Annotated in this window: 18 protein-coding genes; 3 read left to right on the top strand and 15 right to left on the bottom strand. The window is 54.3% G+C overall.

The genetic code is table 11. The features are described 5' to 3' along the window. Positions 1-1,437: a DUF2254 family protein gene (locus J3482_RS08140; RefSeq protein ID WP_188332150.1), complete on the bottom strand. Its 1,437-nt coding sequence runs from the start codon at positions 1,435-1,437 to the stop codon at positions 1-3. Positions 1,438-1,607: 170 nt separating this feature from the next. Between J3482_RS08140 and J3482_RS08135 the strand changes: the two genes are divergently transcribed. After that, positions 1,608-2,855, top strand: a complete 1,248-nt coding sequence (locus J3482_RS08135; RefSeq protein WP_146822077.1) for a Glu/Leu/Phe/Val family dehydrogenase — start codon at positions 1,608-1,610, stop codon at positions 2,853-2,855. A 334-nt stretch (positions 2,856-3,189) separates the two neighbouring features. Here J3482_RS08135 and J3482_RS08130 read toward each other — a convergent pair whose 3' ends face one another. Next, positions 3,190-4,488: an Nramp family divalent metal transporter gene (locus J3482_RS08130; protein ID WP_146822076.1), complete on the bottom strand. Its 1,299-nt coding sequence runs from the start codon at positions 4,486-4,488 to the stop codon at positions 3,190-3,192. A 403-nt stretch (positions 4,489-4,891) separates the two neighbouring features. Here J3482_RS08130 and J3482_RS08125 point away from each other — a divergent pair, with 403 nt between their 5' ends. Further along, positions 4,892-5,338: a hypothetical protein gene (locus J3482_RS08125; protein ID WP_146822021.1), complete on the top strand. Its 447-nt coding sequence runs from the start codon at positions 4,892-4,894 to the stop codon at positions 5,336-5,338. A 114-nt stretch (positions 5,339-5,452) separates the two neighbouring features. On the opposite strand, the gene J3482_RS08120 is transcribed toward J3482_RS08125, so the two are convergent. The 3 genes from J3482_RS08120 to J3482_RS08110 form a co-directional block, all read right to left on the bottom strand. Beyond that, the gene (locus J3482_RS08120; protein ID WP_146822020.1) at positions 5,453-6,325 is read right to left on the bottom strand and encodes a methyl-accepting chemotaxis protein; all 873 of its coding nucleotides are present in this window, start codon (positions 6,323-6,325) and stop codon (positions 5,453-5,455) included. 114 nt (positions 6,326-6,439) lie between these two features. Beyond that, positions 6,440-9,616: an MMPL family transporter gene (locus J3482_RS08115; RefSeq protein WP_188332149.1), complete on the bottom strand. Its 3,177-nt coding sequence runs from the start codon at positions 9,614-9,616 to the stop codon at positions 6,440-6,442. A gap of 122 nt (positions 9,617-9,738) precedes the next feature. Next, positions 9,739-9,888 carry a hypothetical protein gene (locus J3482_RS08110; protein ID WP_188332148.1) on the bottom strand — a complete coding sequence of 50 codons (150 nt, stop codon included), beginning with the start codon at positions 9,886-9,888 and terminating at the stop codon, positions 9,739-9,741. 222 nt (positions 9,889-10,110) lie between these two features. On the opposite strand from J3482_RS08110, the gene J3482_RS08105 reads away from it, so the two are divergent. Continuing rightward, positions 10,111-10,623: a GNAT family N-acetyltransferase gene (locus tag J3482_RS08105; RefSeq protein WP_206922258.1), complete on the top strand. Its 513-nt coding sequence runs from the start codon at positions 10,111-10,113 to the stop codon at positions 10,621-10,623. 323 nt (positions 10,624-10,946) lie between these two features. Here the strand turns inward: J3482_RS08105 and J3482_RS08100 are convergent, their stop codons facing one another. The 10 genes from J3482_RS08100 to lspA all read right to left on the bottom strand — a co-directional run bounded on the left by J3482_RS08100 (position 10,947) and on the right by lspA (position 22,501). Continuing rightward, a complete protein-coding gene (locus J3482_RS08100) occupies positions 10,947-12,182 on the bottom strand; it encodes a sensor domain-containing protein (RefSeq protein WP_206922257.1) in 1,236 nt (411 codons plus the stop codon). Between the two features lie 165 nt (positions 12,183-12,347). Next, entirely contained in the window at positions 12,348-12,977 is a 630-nt protein-coding gene (pyrE, locus tag J3482_RS08095) for an orotate phosphoribosyltransferase (RefSeq protein ID WP_146822075.1), read from the bottom strand. A 7-nt stretch (positions 12,978-12,984) separates the two neighbouring features. Further along, positions 12,985-13,746: an orotidine-5'-phosphate decarboxylase gene (gene pyrF / locus J3482_RS08090; protein WP_188332155.1), complete on the bottom strand. Its 762-nt coding sequence runs from the start codon at positions 13,744-13,746 to the stop codon at positions 12,985-12,987. Beyond that, the gene (gene carB / locus J3482_RS08085; protein WP_206922256.1) at positions 13,743-16,997 is read right to left on the bottom strand and encodes a carbamoyl-phosphate synthase large subunit; all 3,255 of its coding nucleotides are present in this window, start codon (positions 16,995-16,997) and stop codon (positions 13,743-13,745) included. The genes pyrF and carB overlap by 4 nt, the downstream gene beginning before the upstream one ends. Beyond that, positions 16,976-18,100 carry a glutamine-hydrolyzing carbamoyl-phosphate synthase small subunit gene (carA, locus tag J3482_RS08080; protein WP_206922255.1) on the bottom strand — a complete coding sequence of 375 codons (1,125 nt, stop codon included), beginning with the start codon at positions 18,098-18,100 and terminating at the stop codon, positions 16,976-16,978. Before carA ends, carB begins: the two co-directional genes overlap by 22 nt. Then, entirely contained in the window at positions 18,097-19,389 is a 1,293-nt protein-coding gene (locus tag J3482_RS08075) for a dihydroorotase (RefSeq protein ID WP_206922254.1), read from the bottom strand. The genes carA and J3482_RS08075 overlap by 4 nt, the downstream gene beginning before the upstream one ends. Then, the gene (gene pyrB, locus J3482_RS08070) at positions 19,386-20,306 is read right to left on the bottom strand and encodes an aspartate carbamoyltransferase (protein WP_206922253.1); all 921 of its coding nucleotides are present in this window, start codon (positions 20,304-20,306) and stop codon (positions 19,386-19,388) included. The genes J3482_RS08075 and pyrB overlap by 4 nt, the downstream gene beginning before the upstream one ends. Before the next feature lie 14 nt (positions 20,307-20,320). Continuing rightward, positions 20,321-20,851, bottom strand: a complete 531-nt coding sequence (gene pyrR, locus J3482_RS08065; protein ID WP_146822011.1) for a bifunctional pyr operon transcriptional regulator/uracil phosphoribosyltransferase PyrR — start codon at positions 20,849-20,851, stop codon at positions 20,321-20,323. Between the two features lie 241 nt (positions 20,852-21,092). Next, entirely contained in the window at positions 21,093-22,034 is a 942-nt protein-coding gene (locus tag J3482_RS08060; protein ID WP_146822010.1) for an RluA family pseudouridine synthase, read from the bottom strand. Beyond that, positions 22,031-22,501 (bottom strand): signal peptidase II, encoded by a 471-nt coding sequence (lspA, locus tag J3482_RS08055; RefSeq protein ID WP_021295418.1) that lies wholly within the window; start codon positions 22,499-22,501, stop codon positions 22,031-22,033. Before lspA ends, J3482_RS08060 begins: the two co-directional genes overlap by 4 nt. Between the last annotated feature and the right edge of the window lie 42 nt (positions 22,502-22,543).

Raw genomic sequence — 22,543 nt, 5'->3', positions numbered from 1 at the left:
TCAGACTTTTGGCATACCGTTTGTGGCAAACGGTATGCCATCGAACAGAGTCGACCAAATCGTTTGGAGGGCCGTTTCGTCTGCAGGCGCATCGGCTGTCTCTGGCAACAGATAGCGCAAAGTCACAACCAGCTCTTGGCGTCCCTGGTGCTTGGCCAAGGCCATGGCGAGTGCGCGCCCGTGTTGGCGCAACGCATCGGGCCACTGCTGTTGGGACCACCAACGCGCCCACGCTGCCACATCTTTTCGGTCGGCAACAGCCGCAAACGCCTTCCACAGCGAAAAGTACGTGAGGAGCGCGCGCTCGTAAAACGCCGTATCGCAAACGCCCTCGAACAGCGTACAAATCTCGTCCACCATCAAAAAACCGGCGAACAGCGTCGGATACCCCTTGCCCAAACGGAAACAGTTCTCCCCACAGGCTAAAATCACTTCCCATGTACGCACGGCGAACTGCTGCCCGCGTTCCGTCGACTGAACCGCGATAGCCGCCAGTCTGTACAGGCGCAAAGCCACCGTTTCCGCGTAATATTCCTGCCCCTCCGGCAATAAATGGCTAAACACGATGTTGCGATACATTTGTACGACTTCCTGAGCAGGCACGTACGAACGGCTCTCCAAGTACAAACACCCTTGCTCGTACAGCGCATCCAGGGCCACGTACGTGATGCCCGTCTCCTTTTCTTTCACCGTAACGCCGACAATCTCGCCCCATTGGTTGAGAAACGACCTGTGTACAGCGAGAACTTCTTCGCCTTCCCTCACAGGTACGGGGAGCTTCGCCGCAATCTCCTGCATTTTTGTGAGACCATAAGTACCGGTCAACGAGTCGTTGACCGAGGCGGCACGCTTGACAATATCGCAAATTTGCTCGACGTTCTCCAGCGCCGACAGCCAACGCGATGCACGAACCGCGGTGTCATACTCGCGCAAAATCAATTGAATGATGCGCTCGGGTTTGAGCAGCTGCACGACGGCGTACATGTACAACAACAAACTCAAAAAACAAATAAAGACGAGAATCAAATCGGCGCTCATTTCCGACTGCAGTGGCAGCGTCAGGGGATCCCGCTCAGGTTCCCGAATCTTCGCCATCAACAAAAAGCTGTGCATAATGGTGATGAGGAATACCAAAAACAGCGATGCGTTGTACGGAAGTCGAACAAAAAAATCGAGTACTCGGTGCGTATAGTTCCCCGCCGTCATCTGAATCGCCACGAGAATAATCGAAATGCAAAGGGCGAGAATAGTAGATAAGGACGAGACAATCGTATTCAAATAGTTGCGGGCGGTATCCGTATCGCCTTGGAAAATGAGCGGTGGATGAACGAACACGAGTCCGACGACAAACGCCGCTACCAGTAAGTAAAACACCCAGGAGGACGTCACTTGACGAACATGTTTGGCATAACTTTGCCCGCGAATTCCCATCGACATGTCGTCATCTCCCCGTTGGTGTACTGCACTTTTCATCGTTCCCCAAGTGGTTTATGATAAAACGGTGATGTGAGGTTTTACGGTTGTTTACACAACCTGTACATACTTGAGAGGGGCGTTTCGCCGTGTCAACCAAAGCCACTAACAAACGACTCATCGCTGGTGCCAACATGCCAGCACCCGGCGACAACGTGTTAGTCAACACGCAAGCTTCGGTGCGTGACGCACTATCGAGACTGGGTTACGAAGAGACGATTTACCACCTCTTGTCGGAACCGGTTCGCGTGCTCACCGTTCGCATCCCCGTCAAAATGGACGACGGACATACCGAGGTATTCACAGGTTACCGGGCACAGCATAACGACGCCATTGGACCAACCAAGGGCGGTATCCGCTTTCATCCAGATGTCACCTTGGATGAAGTAAAGGCACTCTCAATTTGGATGAGTTTGAAGTGCGGTATCTTTAATCTCCCGTACGGCGGAGCAAAAGGCGGCATCATTTGTGACCCGCGCGTGATGTCGATGGGCGAACAAGAACGCCTGGCCCGCGGTTATGTCCGCGCCGTTAGCCAAATTGTCGGTCCAACTAAGGACATTCCGGCGCCAGACGTCTATACCAACCCGCAAATCATGGCCTGGATGTACGACGAGTACAGTCACATTCGCGAACATGACTCCCCTGGCTTCATCACCGGGAAGCCACTGGTGCTCGGGGGATCGGAAGGGCGTAACCAAGCGACAGCGCTCGGCGTCTGCATCGCCATGCGCGAAGCGGCAACGCGCCTGGGCAAAGACATCCATAATCTTCGCGTAAATGTTCAAGGATTCGGCAACGTCGGTAGCAATGTCGCTCTGATTCTCCACCAATGGGGCGTCAACGTTACGGGTATCAGTGACGCAAACGGCGGCCTCTACGACGAAAACGGCCTGAACATCGAACAACTCATCGACCAGAAGGACTCGTTCGGCATGGTCACAACGGCATACCAGAACACCATGTCTAATGAGGAATTCCTGAAGCTTCCATGCGACGTTTTGATTCCTGCGGCGCTGGAGAATCAAATTCACCAGGACAATGCCGCCGATATCCAGGCATCCATTATTATCGAAGCGGCGAACGGCCCAACGACACCGGCTGCGGACGACATTTTGAACGAGCGCGGCGTGCTGGTCGTTCCGGACGTGCTGGCAAACGCCGGCGGCGTCACCGTCTCCTACTTTGAGTGGGTGCAGAACAACCAAGGCTTCTACTGGACGGAAGAAGAAGTCAACCACCGCCTGGAACAAATGATGGTAAAATCCGTGCACAACATCCTCGAAACGTCCGAGCGCTATCAGGTGGGCCCGCGTTTAGCGGCTTACATGGTCGGTATCCGCCCGTTTGCGGAAGCGATGCGTTGGCGCGGTTGGGTCTGACAAGCGACCATTTCGGCAACTGAAAGACAGATGCCACATGACCGACCCGGGCGCACAGAATGTCAGTTTGCGCATTCAATAAAAAAGAGGCCTTTGCACGGAAGAAGGGTGGCCGCCCTTCTTTTGTGCAAAAGGCCTCTTTTTATCCATCCCGACGACGCCTTGGCCGCTCTGCTGAATGGCGAAATACATGAGACCGCACAACATGCCGAGTGACTAAGAGCGCACCGACTGTCACCGACCCAACTAAATATTCCACAACTTACACCCCCCTTTGGGTCACGCCTGCAGTCGCCTTTCAAACCGACAAACGCGTGTGGCGTCAACCGTTCGCTCAGCTGAGACCCGGGATAGATCCGCCAAAGGTCAGATACAATAGCCCTAAATTGAGAACCACAATAATCACGGTGCTAATGACTGCTAAAACAGTGACAATCGGCTTATTGACGAGCACGCCCATAATGTCTCGACGCCTCGTGAAATACACGAGTGCGATTACAGGAATCGGGAGCACGAGGCTCAAAATGACCTGACTGATGACAAGCGCCTGCGTGGAATTCACGCCCAGCATAATAATTACTGCTGGCGGAATCATCGTACCGACGCGGCGTATCCACAGCGGAATCGTGAAGCCGACAAAGCCCTGCATAATAACCTGCCCCGCCATCGTGCCTACCGCCGAACTCGAAATCCCCGACGCCAGCAACGAGACGAGAAAGACCGCCGCTGAAGCAGAACCGAGAAGTGGTGTCAGCGTCTGATAAGCCGTGGAGATATCTGCAATTTGCGTATGCCCCGTCCCGTGAAACACAGAGGCGGACATGTACATCATTGACAAATTGACAAAACCTGCAAGGGTCAGGGCGATAATGACCTCCCGCGTGTTAAACCGCCCAATCTTGCGCTTCTCCTCATCGTTTCTTGGCACCACGCGATTTTGCGTCAATCCAGAGTGCAGGTAAACGGCATGCGGCATGACCGTCGCCCCAATCACCCCAACCGCCAACAACACTGCATCGTTGTTACCTAACCAAGGCACCACGCTGTGGTGCACAATTTGCCCAAACTGTGGCCGAGACATGACCGTTTCAACGATATAGCAAAGCGCGATGAGGACGACAAACGCCGTGATGAACTTCTCCAGCGGGCGAAAGCCAAATCGGTCAAGCGCCAGGATTAAATAGGTTGCAATGCCGGTCAACACCATCCCGATGACCATCGGGATGTGAAACAACAGATTTAAGCCGAGCGTCGCTCCTAAAAACTCCGCGAGGTCCGTCCCCATAGCGGCCACTTCGGAAAATCCCCACATCACATAGGACAACCAGCGTGGGCAATATGCTCGAATCATCTCTGGGAGGCTCTTCCCAGTAGCAATCCCCAATTTCGCCGACAAGTTTTGAATCAACATCGCCATCAGGTTTGCCAGCACCACGACCCATAGCAGTTTGTACCCAAACTCTGACCCGCTTTGGATATTCGTCGCAAAGTTTCCTGGGTCCACATAGGCGATAGATGCGACGAAGGCGGGCCCAAGAAACGGAATGAGCGCACGGATACCTTTTCGGTCATTGCTCATAGCGGCTCGTGCAGCGAGCACGGTTTTGCTCTCTTCCAAATGACTTGACGGCATAGTCACGAGAAATACACACCCTTTCCACGACGGACATTTACGATTGACACGGCATATATGACATCCCAACACACATTAGCCATACGCCATTTTTTTAGCTTAGGGAAACTTTTTGAGCGCATGACATCCGCTGCGACGTGTGATGGGTCATCTTCCCCTACAAAAAATAACTCTGATATTTAGTGTACACTAAAATTGTTTCCCTTGCACAACTTTTAATCATTCATATGCACGCACACAGAAACATGCGACCTTTTCTCGCGAAAATTCTGGTGTTGTAGCGAAATAGGCTATGATATTGGCCATCCAGAAAAATGAAGTGCTATTTTGTTCACAAAAAAACCGGGTTTTCACTGTGCCATGGAAGTTTTTTAGGCGAAAATGTGTAAGGAAGGTGAGACCAGTGAGTCAACGCAGAAAAATCAACAAAGCGTCATTTAAATATCTGTTCATTGCATATGGAATCGCGAGTGTCATTGCCATCATCGTCGTCTTAATGTACGACAAGAAACACCCAACAACAAGCGGAACAAACTATCCCTCCGCTGTGACGAAGACTTCTGTCTCGTCTCGACAATCGACTGAACTGGCCCTGCAACAATTAAGCAATGAAATCGTGTCATCCCAGCTGTCCGAAAGTGAATCGGAAAAACTGACCATTGAAGCATTCCAGAAATATTATTCCAGGACTGCGCCAAAAGCGAATGACAGCAGTGCAGACGCGATTGAATGGTCAGAAATTCACGATAACCTTCTATCCGCCGTCCAATATGCAAAAAGCAACGATTTTACGCTCATGCAATCCGCTTGGCAAGGTATCGGACAAGAGCTATCCGCTTTGGGTAGTTAACAACCGAAGGTAGCTATCCATACATCGCGACGCAATGAAGTGATGACAAAGCGCTCCAATGGCCGAGACGATACATCCGCTCGGCCATTGGAGCGCAGAACACGATACTTTACATCATTGTTCCCCCGACACAATACCCTCGGCGTACTTTGCTAAATCAGCTGCGTTCTGCGCTAGTTCCTGCATCGTTGCGGCAAACTGTTGCGTGGCTGCTGACTGATTTTCTGTCTCTTGGTTTACCGTGGATATAGATTCCGACAACTTACGAATTAACTGCTCGATATCGTGTACGGACTGTGTAATGCCGTCTGTCTGGTTTTTGGCATCCGTCGCTAATTTTCGCACTTCCTGCGCGATGACAGCAAACCCTTTCCCATACTCACCTGACCTCGCCGCTTCAATCGACGCGTTCAGGCCAAGCACTTTGGTACTGTCGGATATCTGCCTCACCGTGTTCGAGATTTTTTGGATCTCCTGAATACTATCGAGCACCTCACTCGATTGCGTAAAGATATCGGTCATATTATCCGATAAAATATTCACAGAGCCAGCAAGTTCTTCAATCGTTGCGCTAATTTGTTCAATCGAAGACGACAAAGTGGTGGCTAGAGAAGACAAATAATCATACCGCTCCATGCTAGCCCCGGCTCCGATTGCGCCAATGACGTTCCCTTCTATATCGTGCACTGGAATCGAACATGCCAGGATAGGTACACCAAAGACCTCTTTGGGAACGAGCGTCTTCGTCGGTTTGCCGTAGTGCACCGCCTCGTACATCCCATCTCCAGGAACCAATTTGTATCCTGGATTTAATCCGAGAGAGAACGTCTTTCCCGGAACGGTCGCCCAAAGCGTATCTACATCACACACACCGATGGTGACATCGTCTGGGAAAATCTCTCCCAGAAGAGGTGCTAAACGCACAAGCGTTTCAATCGATGGATGTAGCTGAACGGTCTTTGCAACCTCGCCTAGATTTTCTTCCATATCATATCCTCCTGCTATATCGCGCTTGTCGATGATGCTCAAATGATGGCGACATCGTTACAAGGAGTATTCGACATGAAGAAGAAGTTACCTTCATCCACCAACAAGCGTTTCCTATTCCTGAACCCCCTTTTCCTGGCTACGACCAAACGGCCAATGGTGCGCATTGTCTACAATGGCGGCCAATGCAGGTACAAAAAATCCCAGCAGGACAAACGCGTAGAAAAAGAGACCTACGACCACCGCAATCCCGATTTCAATAAGCGATGTCACTCCAGAAGCCACCATCGAGCCAAACGTGCCCGCCATAATCAACGCCGCCGAGAAAATGACATTGCCCATCTGAACCATCGCACGGTACATCGCCTGTTTCGGGGCCATCCCCAAATGAAGTTCCTCCTGAAAGCGCGAGAAGAGGAAAATTGAATAATCGACCCCCAATGCGACCAAGAGCAAAAAGACGAAAAACGGAACCGACCAACTCAGTCCGGACTTATGCAAGATGAATGACGAGGTCAGTTGCAGTACGCCCATGGTCACCAGATATGTCATCACGAGTGAGGCCATGACGTACAGCGGTGTGAAGATAGAGCGCAACATCACCACGAGCAAGATAAAAATTGCGCATAAGATCAGCACGACGGTTCGGAAGAAATCGGCTGTCGACACTTGGTTCAGCGCCGCTTGCTGTGGCGTCGTCCCCGCACTCATGATGGTTCCTGTGTGAATTGGACTCTGTTGCAGTGCAGCCGCCGCGTCGCTTTGAATCGACGAGACCGCGTTCATCGCCTGAAGCGAATAGGGGTTCGACTTCAACATCACAGTGATATTTGCCACATGCCCGTCGGGCGAAATATACGCATTCATCGCCTGTTGAATTTGGTGATTGGACAGCGCTGATGCAGGAATGTAAAACCCAGCACTTCCCTTTGTTTTAGCTTGCTGTGACGTGTTCAACACATGGGTGACATCACTCACGCCGCCCTTGAGCGTTGTGGTCGCTTGCGCTGCCTGCCCCATGCCCGTTGCGACAGACTGCAGCAAAGAAGGCACCTGTGTGACGCCACTCGCCAATTGTTGACTGCCGGATGCCAATGTAGCCAATCCGCCCGCAAGCCGACTCACCCCCTGCTGCAAAGACGTCGCGCCACTGGCCACCCTCGTCGCGCCATTGGCCACTTGTCCCGCACCCGAAGCGATGGCCGCCGAGGAGGTCGACAACTTCTCGCTTGCCGAAACGAGTTGCTTCGCACCTTGTGTCAAACTTGGGAGGTTCTTGGACAAGTTCTGTGCACCTACATTGACCTGTTGAGCGCCTGTGCTAGTAGACTGTGTCGCTTCTTCGCTCGCTTGCATCAATTGCTCAATTTGTTGCCACTGCGGAGATGTCGTCTCATTTGGGTGCGCCTTGCCCCACGCTGCCAACGCGTTGGCCAGTTGTTGCGTGAGCGCACTCGCCTGTTGACTTCCAGATTGTAACTTCGCCGTACCCGTTGTCAGTTGACTCGCCCCAGCGGACGCTTGCTGCAGTCCGGCCGCGAGGGATAGCGAACCCTTGTTCACCTGATTGAGCCCGATTTGAAACTGTGTGGCACCGCGCTTTAGCCCCTGTGCGCCGGCAGCCACCTGTTGCGCACCCTTGGCCACACGCTCACTCCCCACAGCCGCACTTTGCACACCGCTATTGAGTTTCAAAGCACCCGTCGACAATTGATGTGCCCCAGTGGCAAGTTTTTGCGTGGACGTCACAGCCGCACCGACCGATTGACTGCCAGTGGACAACTGTGTCTTCAACTTTGACAAGCCCTGGTTCACTTGCGCCAAGCCACCTGCTGCGGCCGCATTTTGATTGACCAATTGAAACTGCTTGATAACCGTCCCCGTCGGTTGCGTGGCACTCTCCACTTCATCCACCGCAGGATTCGCCGCGATGGCTTGCGAAATATTGTTGATGGTGGCAAGGCCAGATTGAGAACGCAAATTTTTCTTCGTTTGAATCACGACGTTCATCGGCAGGACATGCCCGGCACCAAACGCCTGCGACACGACGTGAAATCCTTTGACCGAAGGCGCCGACGGAATATCATCCATCGGCGAAAACGAACGCGCGTCGGTAAACTGTAGCGCAATCGGCACCAGCACAATCACCAAACAAAGGACGACCCACCAAGGACGACGAATGGCAAGACCGCCGGTTGCCCGCCAAACTTTCGAATTCCCGTGTGCCTGCCCGGGGCGAATCTTGCGCGGCCAGAAGAGTCTATTCTGAAATGTATCCATAATGGCCGGAACAAACGTGATGCAGCAAAGCAGCGTAATCAGGACGCCGACCGCGACGCCGACGCCAGATCGGTACAATCCAAAGTCCGCAAGAAATAAAACTGCAAACGACACCATCACTGTCGTACCACTAAAGAGAACCGTCTTTCCGATAGACCTCAATGTCGCTTCGAGCCGCTCGATTCTATCTTCATACATCGCCAACGACTCGCGGTAACGGTTCAACATGATGATGGTGTAATCTGTACCTGCACCAAAGAGGACAGCGACAAGGAAGGTCTGCGTAAAACTGCTGACGGGTAAGCCGTGTGTCGCCAACCAGGCGACGACGCTCGACGACAGCAAGAAGGATAAACCAATGGCGAGCAAAGTCACCAACGGCGCGAGCAGCGATTGGAATACGCCGAGTAAAATCACCAATACCAAAACCACGGTGACACCCATTGTCTTATCCACACCATGTTGGGAAATGGTCGTGGCGTCAACGGATAATGGCGCGTCGCCCGTCAAATACACATGCGTACCAGATGGCGGCGCAGCGAATAGACTATGTACCTGCTGGAGGGACGTTTGAATCTGTGTCGAATCCGTCGCGTACTTAAAATCAACCAGCGCAATTTCCGTGGTTCCGTCTTTGCTGTAAAACATCGATTGAGCACCTTTATCGCCACTCGACGCACCCTGTACATCCACCACACCATACTTTTTCTCGTGCCGTTCGAGCCTGTTCAACTGGTTGTGGAAATAACTTCGCTGTGTAGACGTGAGGCCATGCGGATTGTAGATGGCAACCACGGCAGAACTTTTCGATGTGTGCTTTGGATTGATTTTATCGAGCAGCTTTCCAGCCTGAACGACGGCCGAAGAATTGGGAAGTTCGCTCGTCGCGTGCTTTGCAACCACCTGGCTCAAACTAGGCAAAGTGAATATCGCGAAAAGGGTCGCGGCCACCCAAATCAAAATAATTGCCACTCGATACTTTGATAGGAACTTCGCATAACGTTGTATCACGTCCTTGTAACCTCCCATGCCGTTGTCGAGTGCCATCTCATTTCACTTCTTGTACGCATGACACAAACGTGAGCAATCGCTCAAGTTTATTGCGTTGTTATTATATGAGTAAAAACTCATGTTTACAAGTGCGCCTTCATCTCCGCTTCATCGATAATAGGAAACGGGCGAGGATAGGGATCTTCAAACAAGCGTTTCATTCGCCGCACTTCGTTTACATTTGCAACCGTACTTCGTTTGCTCTGTGGCAGTTGATAGCGATACACAAACAAGGTTCAGGTTTCCATTTTCCCCGAACCCATAGAAAATCTTGTATCGACTTTGCTGCTTTAGAGGAGGCAAAGAATGGAGGCCGATGCGCAATGGGGGTTTTCAGTTCGCGCTGTAACATTTACAATTTGAACAACGGGGCCCAGTTGTTGCTAAGGACCATGCCCGCATAGGCGTTTTGCAATGCCGGGACGACCGTACACTAGGCATTAAGGATGTGCGCGATGAGCCTTACTCGTGCAATACCACCGTTTGTGATTCGCCCATGGCGCGCAGATGACGTCGCACAAATCGTCCAACTGTTCCACGAAACCGTACACGCCATCAACGCAAATGACTATTCGGCACAACAACTCGACGCTTGGGCGCCAACATTGTCTTCAGCCGAACAAGACAAGCAGGAGACGCGCTTCCTGTCGCTTCTCAGCTCACGACTTTCCTATGTGGCTGAGCGAAACGGCACGATTCTGGGATTCGCTGATGCCACCAATGATGGTTATCTCGATCACTTATATACACACCGGAACTATCAAGGAATCGGGGTGGCATCTACCCTCGTTCAGACCGTGGAGGGCAAGATAATAGCGCTTGGCGTCCCCCGTGTGACGACCGACGCCAGTATTACGGCCCGGCCGTTTTTTGAACGGCGCGGCTACAGGGTGGTACAACCGCAGATGGTGACCGTCCGGGGTGTCACGATGCAAAACTTCCGGATGGAGAAATGGTTACACAGTTGACGGGAGCATGTGTCGGTGGGCGGAGGGATGGTGCGGGTTCGTGACGTTCTCGTTATTCGCGCTTGTGTGGTGGCTCATTTGGAGTGTCATTTACGATATGAGCGGATCCACCCAGTATTCGGCAGAACCCGACACCTAACTACACCTTGAGGATTCCACGCTTGCCCACAAACATCCATGTTTATTTTGCGACCGCCATTCCTGGCACCATACTATTTCCATGGTGTTCCATTGCGCTCCACCGATATTGGTCACACAACAGCTCAACACGTAAGCGTACGCTCCTGTGGACAGCATCGCCGATCAACGTCCAGTCATCACGTTTACTTTTTGCCATGGTACTTCGCGTGGTACATTGCGACATCCGCTGCCCGCATCAGCGCTTCAACGGATTCCCCGTCCATGGGATACAGTGCGGCGCCGACACTCGCATACACAGTATGCGTGCGGTCGCCAATAACCACTGGCTTTGATACATCGTGCTGAATTTGCTCAATGAACCGCGCCCAATCGTTCATGTTGTCGACATGGGTTTGGAGAATCGTGAACTCATCCCCACCTAAGCGGGCCACCATTCCCCTATCCCCAACCGTCTGGGTTAGTCTTTTCCCCACCTCAATCAAAAGCAAGTCACCCACGTCGTGTCCAAATGTGTCATTGACATCCTTAAACCCATCCAAGTCAATAAACAAAACACCATGGCACGCCTGCTTGGCATGTTTGAACACTAAGCCGATGTGTTGCAAGAACATCCGTCGATTCGGTAAATCCGTTAACGCGTCATGGTAAGCGAGATAAGAAACGATTTCTTCTGCCTGCTTGCGGTCTGTAATATCGCGTCCAACGCCAATAGTTTCCACGATGTTTCCCGCTTCATCGCGAATGTAACGAACCGTCGTCTCGTACCATCGGTACACGCCAGTCTTATGGCGAACTCGCCCCGTAAATCGTCCAGTATCCTGGTGGGGGGCGATAGCAAGATGAAATTTCTGCAATTCCTCGTAGTCATCCGGGTGATTGAAATCCACGACCTGCTTCCCAATGATGTCTTCTGGCGCATAGCCCAGCAGGGCTTGAACCGACGGTGAGATGTACGTAAAGAAGCCATCCGCTGAAAACGACGAGATAATATTCTCCGATTCTTCCGAGATGAACAAGAACCGCTGCTGATTCTCCAACAACCTCCGGCGCTGTTCCTCTTCTTCGGTCATGTCTTCGAGTAGAATAAAAGTCACAGGATGACTGTTTACATGAGGGGAAAGCGAAATTGCCGCAATTCGAACGTGGATGGCATGCCCGAGCTTGTGGCGCATCACCCGTTTCGTAGGCACAGCGAACTCGCGCTCGTAAGCGACGTTTGCGCTAGACGGATCTCCCAAAAGCTCGCGCAATGAAAGTTGCGTCAATTCTTCATACGTATAACCACTGATTTGTGTAGTAGATGGATTCGCATCCATCACATGGCCCCTAGCATCCACCAGGCAAATACCATCTGGATGGCGATGATAAAAAGATTGAAACAGCCCCGGGCGGGTAAATAGGTCTGAGTTTTCTATCATTTCTCGTGCATCCACCTTCACTGGACAATTCCCTCTCCAATGTAGCATAAATTCACGATTTCCATCAGATCGGACGACAATGAAACGCTATCGCCGTGAACCGTGGCCTTGGCGTGGGCGGGCGGAACTTTGACAGGCTGCCCCGCCCCATTTGCCTCCCCCAGGTTACACGCCAAACGTCGAGGGGGATTCGCGCCAGCGCATGAGAAGGTCAACATCGCTATCATCGACCACACCGCGCTCGTGCGCGACACGAACCAGCGCGCGGTAAGGCACTAGACGATACGCAGGCACCTTCGTCTGTTCTATGCGGTGCCGCGCTTCGTCAAAATCGTAAGACAAAATTGTAAAGACGGCCAACACCTGTGCGCCCGCTTCCTTGAGCCTGTCCACCGCGTCATAGGCCGATTTTCCTGTCGATAGAGTGTCTTCAATGACCACCGCCTTCATACCTGGGCGAACGTAGCCTTCGATTTGCTTTCCTTGGCCGTGCGCCTTCGCCGACGAGCGGACATAGGCATTTGGCAGCGACAGTCTATCGGCGAGCATCGCAGCGTGCGGGATACCTGCCGTCGCAGTGCCGACGACGACTTCCAGACTCGGGAAATCGGTTCGCACAATCTGCTCGAAGGCTGCAATGACTTGGTTGCGCAAGATAGGATAACCAAGGACTAACCGGTTGTCACAGTAAATCGGCGACTTCCAGCCGCTCGACCAGGTAAACGGCTGATTCGGACGCAATTCAACTGCGCCAATTTGCAGCAGTCCGTCCGCGAGCGTATCGACGTTTGCCATATAACTGTCAAGTAGCAGTTCCACTTTGGTGTACTCCCTCCATCATTTCATCCCAATAACGTTGTAAAGCAACCATCGGATCCGCCGCGTCGCGAACCGCCCGCCCGAGCACCAGGCGTGTCGCCCCCGCCGCCATGGCGTGAGCTGGCGTCGTGATGCGTATCTGGTCATGCGTTTCATCCGTCGCCAAGCGCGTCCCCGGCACCACGCGTTCAAATGTGGGCGGTACGCAATTGCGCAATGTCGTCAGTTCCTCTGCCGAGCACACCACACCATCCAACCCTGCGTCGACACACAGTTTACTGAGCCGCGCGACTGCGTCGCGTGGGGCATCTACGATGCCTAGCTGCCTCAAGTCTTCGGCAGACAGACTGGTCAGCACCGTCACACCTATCAAAAGCGGCTGATAGGGGCTCACGGACAGCGCTTCGCGGGCTTTTTCAAGCATGTGCTGCCCACCTTGCGCGTGGACGTTGACCATTTCAATGGGCGACGAACAAATCGCGCGCAAGGCACCGTACACGGTGTTCGGGATATCGTGCAACTTCATGTCGAGGAAGACGCGCAAATCGCGCCGCAACAACTCCTCAACCAAGGCCATACCGGCTCGGTGGAACAATTCGAGCCCCACCTTGAAACCGTCGACGACCGGCGTAAACGTCTCCACCAGATGCATCGCTTGCGCGCTATCGGCGACGTCAAGCGCAAGGTAGGTCGCCTTGCGCGCCGCGTCGTACTTCGATTCGAGCAAGGCGTCGCGAACCCTCACGCCTGCCACCCACTTTCCTGAAGTTGCGCCGTCGATGCATCCCCCAGTGCCATCGTCTGAAAGTGAATCAGTTTGAGAATGTCGAGCAAGGACGCGACCGTATCCAACGACGTCAGACATGGAACGCCGTGTTCCACCGCTGTGCGGCGAATGCGGAAACCATCGCGCTCTGGCTTCAGGCCTTTGGTCAAGGTGTTGATGACCAACTGAATGCCGCCTTGGCGAATATCATCCGCGAGGTTCGGCGTGCCCTGCGCCAGTTTGTTGACGACGCGAACCTCAAGTCCCCGCTCGCGCAAAAACTTCGCCGTGCCTTCCGTCGCGGCCAGTCGAAAGCCCAGGCGAGCAAACTCGGCGAGCAGTGGATACGCCTCCACCTTGTCCTTGTCGGCGATGGTCGCGAGTACGGTGCCGTGCGTCGGAATGACCGTCCCCGCGGCAACCATCCCCTTGTACAAGGCTTTCTCGTAATGCACATCGCGACCCATGACCTCGCCCGTCGACTTCATCTCCGGTCCGAGGCTGATATCGACGCGGTGCAACTTAGCAAACGAGAAGACCGGTACTTTGACCGCTACCGTGTCGGCTTCTTTCACGCGCCCGCTCACAAGCCCCAAATCGGCGAGGCGGCCACCGCAGACGGCGTGCATGGCGAGATCGACCATGCGAACATCCGTCACCTTCGATAAAAACGGCACCGTGCGCGATGAGCGTGGATTAACCTCAATCACCTCAACCGCATCGTCGTGCACGATGAACTGGATGTTGACAAGTCCTCGGACCTTTAACCCCCGTGAAAGGCGCATGGTGTACTCCTCGATAACGCCCTTGACCGACTCACTCAGGTGTTGGGGTGGGTAAACCGCAATCGAATCGCCCGAGTGGACGCCCGCACGCTCGACGTGCTCCATGATGCCGGGAATAACCACCGTCTCGCCGTCACTAATCGCGTCCACTTCGACCTCGATACCCTGCACATAGCGGTCGATGAGTACCGGGTGCTGGTCGGATACCTCGACCGCTTCGTCCATGTACTGCAACAATTCGGCGGTGTTCGAGATGATTTGCATGGCGCGACCGCCCAGCACGTACGAAGGCCGAACAAGCACTGGGTACCCGAGCCCTTCGGCTGCGTCAATCGCCGCGTCAACCGTCGTCACCGTGACGCCCTGTGGGCGGGAGATGTCCAATTCGGTCAACAAAGCGTCAAATTTCTCGCGGTCTTCCGCGCTGTCGATGTCCTCCCGCGACGTACCAAAGATTTTCACGCCAGCTTCTGCCAACGGCGCAGCCAAGTTAATCGCCGTCTGGCCGCCGAACTGAACGATAACGCCTTCTGGCCGCTCGCGTTCAATGACATTGAGTACGTCCTCGATGTGCAGCGGTTCAAAGTAGAGGCGGTCAGACGTGCTGAAGTCCGTGGAGACCGTCTCTGGGTTGTTGTTGATGATAATCGCCTCGTACCCCTGGCGCCGCAAAGCCCAGACCGCGTGAACAGTACAGTAGTCAAACTCGATACCCTGACCGATGCGAATCGGGCCCGAACCGAGGACGACGACCTTTTTCCGATGAGACTCTGTCACCTCGTCCTCACGCTCGTAAGTGCTGTAGTAGTACGGGGTCGTAGCCGCAAACTCCGCAGCACACGTGTCCACCATTTTATAGACAGGAACGAGTCCATTCGCTTTGCGCCAAACCCGGATGTCCTTCGCATCGACACCGAGGAGACGGGCAAGCTCCACATCCGGAAAACCTTTGCGCTTAGCCGTAGTGATGAGCGCTGCGTGCTTGTCAAGCAGGGATTGCGCAGGCATATGCAGTTTGCCAACATCCGCCAACTGCCGCTCCAACTCGACGAGTGCCCCCAGGTGCCAAAGGAACCAGCGGTCGATGCGGCTCTTCTGATGAATTTCAGCCGTCGTCCAACCGCGTCGGTACGCCTCGGCGATGGCGAACAGCCGGTCGTCCTCCGCTACTTCCACTTTTCGCTCGAGCTCGTCGTCGGACCAAGCCGAGGCAGCTTTTATCCAGAGCGACTCCGCACCGATTTCGAGCGAGCGAACGGCCTTCATCAACGATTCTGGGAAGCTGCGGCCAATTGCCATCACTTCGCCGGTCGCCTTCATCTGTGTCCCGAGCCGACGCTGAGCACTGCGGAATTTGTCAAACGGCCAGCGGGGAATTTTCGTCACAACATAGTCCAGTGCCGGTTCAAAAGCCGCGTACGCCTCCTGCGTCACCGGATTGCGCAATTCGTCGAGGCCATATCCCACGGCAATCTTCGTCGCAATCCGCGCAATCGGATAACCGGTCGCCTTCGACGCGAGCGCACTCGAACGGCTGACACGCGGATTTACTTCTATCACGTAGTAATTGGAACTGTGCGGGTCCAGTGCGAACTGAACATTACAGCCCCCTTCAATGCCGAGCGCGCCAATGATGGTCAAACTCGCGTCGCGCAACATCTGATAGTCCGAGTCAGACAGCGTCTGGCTCGGGGCGACGACGATGCTGTCGCCTGTGTGGACACCGACCGGATCGAAATTCTCCATGTTGCAAACGACGATGGCCGTGCCATTGCCATCCCGCATCACTTCGTACTCGATTTCCTTGTAGCCGGCGATGCTCTGCTCGACCAGCACCTGCTGAATCGGTGACATAGTCAGGCCGCGCTCGACAAGCTCCTGGTATTCCTCCCAGTTCTTCGCGATGCCCCCGCCTGTACCGCCGAGCGTGTACGCCGGGCGAATAATAATGGGAAAGCCGATTTTCTCGGCAAACGCGTTGGCCTCGTCCTGCGTGTGGACAATTGCGCTCTCGGGTACGGGTTGCTGAAGTTCGCGCATGAGGTTGCGAAACAGCTCTCTGTCCTCCGCCTTTTCGATGGCGGATAAGGGCGTCCCGAGCAGTTCTACACCTTCTTGTTCTAAAATGCCACTCTTGGCGAGTTGCACAGCCATGTTCAGTCCAGTCTGGCCGCCAAGCGTCGCCAACAGTCCGTCTGGGCGCTCTTTGCGAATGATTTGCGAGACGAAATCGAGGCGAATCGGCTCAATGTATACTCTGTCAGCAATATCAGGATCCGTCATAATCGTCGCAGGATTGGAGTTGACGAGGACCACCTCGTAGCCCTCTTCCTTCAGTGCCTGACATGCTTGCGTACCAGCATAGTCAAATTCGGCGGCCTGACCAATGATGATAGGACCGCTGCCGATGACCATAATTTTCTTCAAATCTGCACGCTTTGGCACGGTACAAAACTCCCCTCTTGGACGGATTTCATCATCCGAACAAACTCATCAAACAACCCGTTGGCATCTGTCGGGCCTGGTCGAGCCTCGGGGTGGTACTGGACCGAAAACGCCGGCAGCGCCTTGTGCGCGATGCCTTCGACGGTGCCATCGTTCAAGTTTACGTGTGTCAGTAACAAGTCGGTGGCGGCAAGGGAATCGGCATCGACCATGTATCCGTGATTCTGCGCGGTGATATCGACGCGACCGGTACGGAGGTTTTTGACGGGCTGATTCGATCCACGGTGGCCAAACTTCATCTTTTTCGTCCGCGCACCACAAGCGAGCGCGAGCAGTTGGTGGCCTAGGCAAATGCCGAAGATAGGCACCTTTCCGAGCAGCTCTTTCAGTGTCTCAACGGCGAACGGAACGTCCTCCGGGTTGCCGGGCCCGTTACTCAACATCACGCCATGTGGGTGCCAAGAGAGAATTTCCTTGGCGGTCGAAGTCGCCGGAACGACGATGACGTCGCAGCCACGGTGCAGCAGTCCGCGTAAAATCCCCGACTTCATGCCATAGTCGACGAGCACGACGCGAAAACCTGCGCCTGGGCTGCGGTATACCGTCTGCGTGGTCACCGACTTGACGGCGTCGACAATGGCTCCTTCGTGCATCCGCTCGAGCAACCGCGAGGTCTCGGTCTCACTCGTCGTAATCACCGCGCGCATGGCGCCCTGCGACCGGATAGCCTTCGTCAACTGCCGCGTATCAACGCCCGAGATTCCGATAATCTGATGTTCTTTGAGATACGCTTCTAACGATTCGGTCTGTTTGAAGTGCGACGGCGTTTCACAAAATTCGCGCACCACAAACCCGCGAACGTGTGGATGATGAGACTCGACATCGTCGACGTTAATCCCGTAATTGCCAATCAGAGGATAGGTCATCGTGACAATCTGCCCGTAGTACGAAGGGTCGGTGAGAATCTCCTGGTAGCCCGTCATGCCGGTGTTGAAGACGACCTCGCCAAAACGTTCGCCAGTCGCCCCAAAACCAACGCCTTCAAAGACGAGCCCGCTCTCGAGAATCAGCCGCGCAGTCGGTCTGTCTAGGTGATGTTTCATGAAAGTCGCTCCTCCCCTTGGACAAAAATGTCCTTGCCACGAAGAATCGTGCGGACGGTCCAACCGGCGGCATGCCAATTGGTAAATGGCGTGTTTCTACCTTTGGAATAAAACTGTTCTGGGTCAATGCGCCGCTCCTCGTCGATGCGCACAATGGTCAAATCCGCAGGTGAACCTGGGCGAATGCTGCCACCCGGCAACCCAAACAGCTCGGATGGGCGCCGGGTCATCGCATCGACCAGTCGACTCAATGGCACCACGCCGGGCGCAACTAAGTAGGTATACAGAAGCGGAAACACAGTTTCAATGCCGACCATGCCAAATGGTGCATGGGCGATGCCGCGCGCCTTTTCTTCCGCCGTGTGCGGTGCGTGATCCGTCGCGATGATATCCAGCGTGCCATCGAGAAAACCTTCCAAGCAAGCGTGTCTGTCGCGTTCCCCTTGCAGCGGCGGATTGACCTTAAACACGGCGTCGTCGTGCGTGATGATGGACTCCGTCAATAGCAAGTGATGCGGTGTGACCTCCGCCGTGATATTGACGCCGCGCGCCTTCGCCCAGCGAATCAGCGCCACAGACTGCTCCGTGCTGACGTGGCACACGTGCAAGTGCACCCCTGTGCGCTCAGCCAAGAGAATGTCGCGCGCAATCATCGCCGCCTCTGATTCCGGCAACAACCCTTTGACGCCGATGCGCTTGGCCGCATCCGGGTGAATGACACCATCAAGCGAAAGCGTCTCGTCCTCCGAATGGATGACCACGGGCAACCCTGCCGCTTTAGCCCGCACCATCGCTTCGAGCATCCGCGCACCATGTTGAACGCCCTTCCCATCATCCGACAACGCGATGGCACCCGCCTGTTTAAGCGCTTCAACATCAGTCAGTTCATCGCCCGCCTGCCCGACGGTGATACAGGCAATCGGGTGAACGTCCGCCTTGCCGATGGCCCTACCGCGCGCGATGATATCTTCGACCAGCGCCGCTCGGTCGACGGGTGGTTTTGTATTTGGCATGCAAGCCACATGCGTAAACCCGCCTGCCGCCGCTGCTTGAAGTCCTGTCGCAAGCGTCTCTTTATCCGTGAAACCCGGGTCTCTCAGGTGCACATGCATATCGACAAAGCCCGGCAACACCAGTTCCCCGTTCAGCTTCACAACTTTATCGGCCATATCGTGACAGTCACCGACTGCCACAATGTGACCGCGCTCGTCGTCGTAAGCGATATCCGCCCGAAACAACTCACCACATCGCGAGTCGAGCAATTGTCCACCTTCAATCCGTACCTTCACGACAGTTCCCCCTTTAACACTTGCTCAAGCAGCGCCATGCGCAGATATAAGCCATTTTCCGCCTGGCGAAAATACGCAGCGCGAGCATCCGGGTCGATAGCTGGGTCAATTTCGCCCACCCGCGGCAGCGGATGCAGTATCCTGGCGTGCGCAGGCAACACCGACAAGTGTTTCGCTTGGATTGCATAATCCGACGCGGCGCAGACCTCCTCCAAGGCCTCCAAGCGCTCGGCTTGAATCCGCGTCTGGTACACGACATCCGCGTCGGCGAGCGCCTCCTCGACGCTCCCTGCGTGTTCCACGCGCACCCCCGCTTGCGCCATCTCTGACAAAAGGTCACCAGGCAATCCCAATCCTTCTGGGTAATATAATTTCAGTGATATGTTTGACATCATTGTAAACATACGTAAGAGCGAGTGGACGGTTCGTCCGTATTTCAAATCGCCCAGGACAGCTACGGAAAGATGGTCAATGCGCCCGAGTTCCCGCCAAATCGTGTACACGTCGAGCAACGCCTGCGTGGGATGCTCGCCACTGCCCGCGCCCGCGTTAATCACCGGCACTGGAGCATAGGGCATCGCCTCTTCTAATTCCGCCGCACTGTGATGGCGAATGACGATGGCGTCAACGTAAGCGCCGACAATCCGGAACACATCGGCAAGCGTCTCGCCCTTTTTCGACGACGAGTTCTCCTGTGCGTTCTCGGCGCTGATGACCTGACCGCCAAGGCGGTAGACAGCCGCCTCAAACGACAGCCTCGTGCGCGTGCTCGGCTCGTAAAACAACGTCGCCACCAACATTCCCGCCAAATTCTTTTGAATCTCCGCGCGCTTGGCGGTACGCAGATACTCCGCACGTTCAATTAAGCGGGTCGTCTCTGTTAAACCAAATTGCCTGACTGTTGATACATGTCTCACGTGACCACTCCTGCCTACCGTTGGCTCACAATCCAAACGCCGTCTTCCCCATCGACTTCCGACAGCTTGACGATGACCTCCTCCGTCCGGCCCGTCGGTACGTTTTTGCCGACGAAGTCGGGACGAATCGGCAATTCGCGATGTCCTCTATCCACCAACGCCGCAAGCTGAACCACCTGTGCCCGCCCAGCCTTCATAATGCCATCGAGCGCAGCGCGCACCGTCCTACCGGTATACAATACGTCGTCAACAAGTACGACACTTCGCCCTCGCACATCCAAGTCCGGCGGCGGCGCATCATGGACGTTTCTATCGTCCACGTCGTCGCGAAACGGGCGCGCGTCGAGTGTCAGGCAGGGTACGCTTTGCCCTTCAATTTCCTGCAATTTCGCTGCAATCCGCTGTGCGAGCGTAACACCGCGCGTCAGGATACCGACGAGGACAAGGTTGTCCAGTCCCTTGTTGCGTTCGAGAATTTCGTGCGCCATTCGCGTCAACGAACGTCGCATTGCCGCATCATCCATGATTTGAGATTTGTTTACCACAAGTATTCCGCCTTTCACTTGAGGAAGTCGACGACACAAAAACGGCCACCATCCGATTGGATGGTGGCCGCAGGGTGCCACTATACAGGCGGCCAAAATTGGACGCACGTATAGCAATTCACGACTCCTTTCCAACCTCACGGGATTGGTTTAAAGGCAAATTCAATTTGTTCACAGCCTACCAGATGCATAGAACAACTGTCAACCAATGTTTTCAAACACGCTTGTATCCATACGCGAATTAACCAATCAACCCCGCTTGGAGATTGGCAATCAATTTTTCCATATCACCCGGAAGCGGACTCTCCAACCGCACCATTTCACCACTTTCAGGGTGGATAAAACCCAGCGTCTTGGCATGCAAAGCTTGTCCATGAATGGGCAGAGTGTGACGTCGACCATACACCTGATCACCCGCGAGCGGGTGGCCAATTGCCGCAAAGTGAACGCGAATCTGATGTGTACGCCCGGTCTCCAACCGACACTGCACGAGCGTATATCGTTCAAACTTCTCTAATACCTGGAAATGCGTGACAGCGCGTTTGCCGCGCTCGACCACTGCCATCTTCTGCCGATCTTGCGGATCTCGCCCGATAGGCATCTCCACCGTACCTGTCTCGTGCGTCATCCGCCCATGGACAATCGCGATATATTGACGCTCCACGCGATGCGTCCGAAGTTGCTCCGTCAGCGCATAATACGCCATCTCCGTCTTCGCAAACATGACCAGGCCACTCGTATCCTTGTCAATTCGGTGAACCACCCCCGGGCGCATGTCGCCGCCGAGCGCTGAAAGTGTAATACCCCGGGCGACGAGTCCATTGATGACCGTTCCGCGCGGATGCCCAGCCGCTGGATGGACAACCAGTCCGCGTGGTTTGTCGACGACGACGACGTGGGCATCGTCGTACACAATCGACAGCGGGATATCGTCTGGTACAATCTCGAATGGCTCATCTTCCGGCACCTCGACGGTGTACGTCTGCCCCGCCTCAATCGCGTCACTTGCCTTGATTTTGCCTGCAGGTATGCGACTGACAAGCCCTGCCTTCACCCACTTCTGAACGACGCTGCGCGAGATATCGATATCGTCGTCTTGCAAATGTTCCGTCAGCCACTTATCGAGTCGCTCGCCAGTTTCCTCTGTTCCGACCAAATACGCCGTTCGAACTGCACTTCTCATGAGTCAATATCTTCCTTTGTATCGGTTTTCGTCCCCTTTGGCGAGCGAAAACTGTTGATGAGTAACAACAGAACCCCAACGTCAATCGCTGCATCCGCCAAGTTAAAAATTGCAAAATGAATAATCGAAAAATACACGTAATCGGTAACCGAATGTTGAACGACCCGATCCGTCATATTTCCCACCGCACCGCCAAGCAACAGCCCAAGCCCTGTCTGCACAAGGAGTCCGGGACGATACTTGCGATCAATGACAATAACCGCAACCGTAACTACCACCGCGACCAACACGAACAGCCAAATTTGATTCGGGAAAATACTAAACGCTCCGCCGTTATTTTGAATGTGGAGAAACTCGACCACACCCGGAATCACGGTGACACTATGACCTATCGGCAAGTTTGCGCGAATCAGCCACTTAATCAATTGATCTAAAACGTAAATCAGAGCCGCAACCAAATAAAGCACAACATGTCACCTATTTCGCGTAGACTGCCCCCCTGCCTGCAC

Source organism: Alicyclobacillus suci, assembly GCF_017329615.1.
In the GTDB taxonomy this organism is placed as follows: domain Bacteria; phylum Bacillota; class Bacilli; order Alicyclobacillales; family Alicyclobacillaceae; genus Alicyclobacillus; species Alicyclobacillus suci.
The sequence above is the reverse complement of the archived record's forward strand: the minus strand, read 5'-3'. Positions and strand labels throughout refer to the sequence as shown.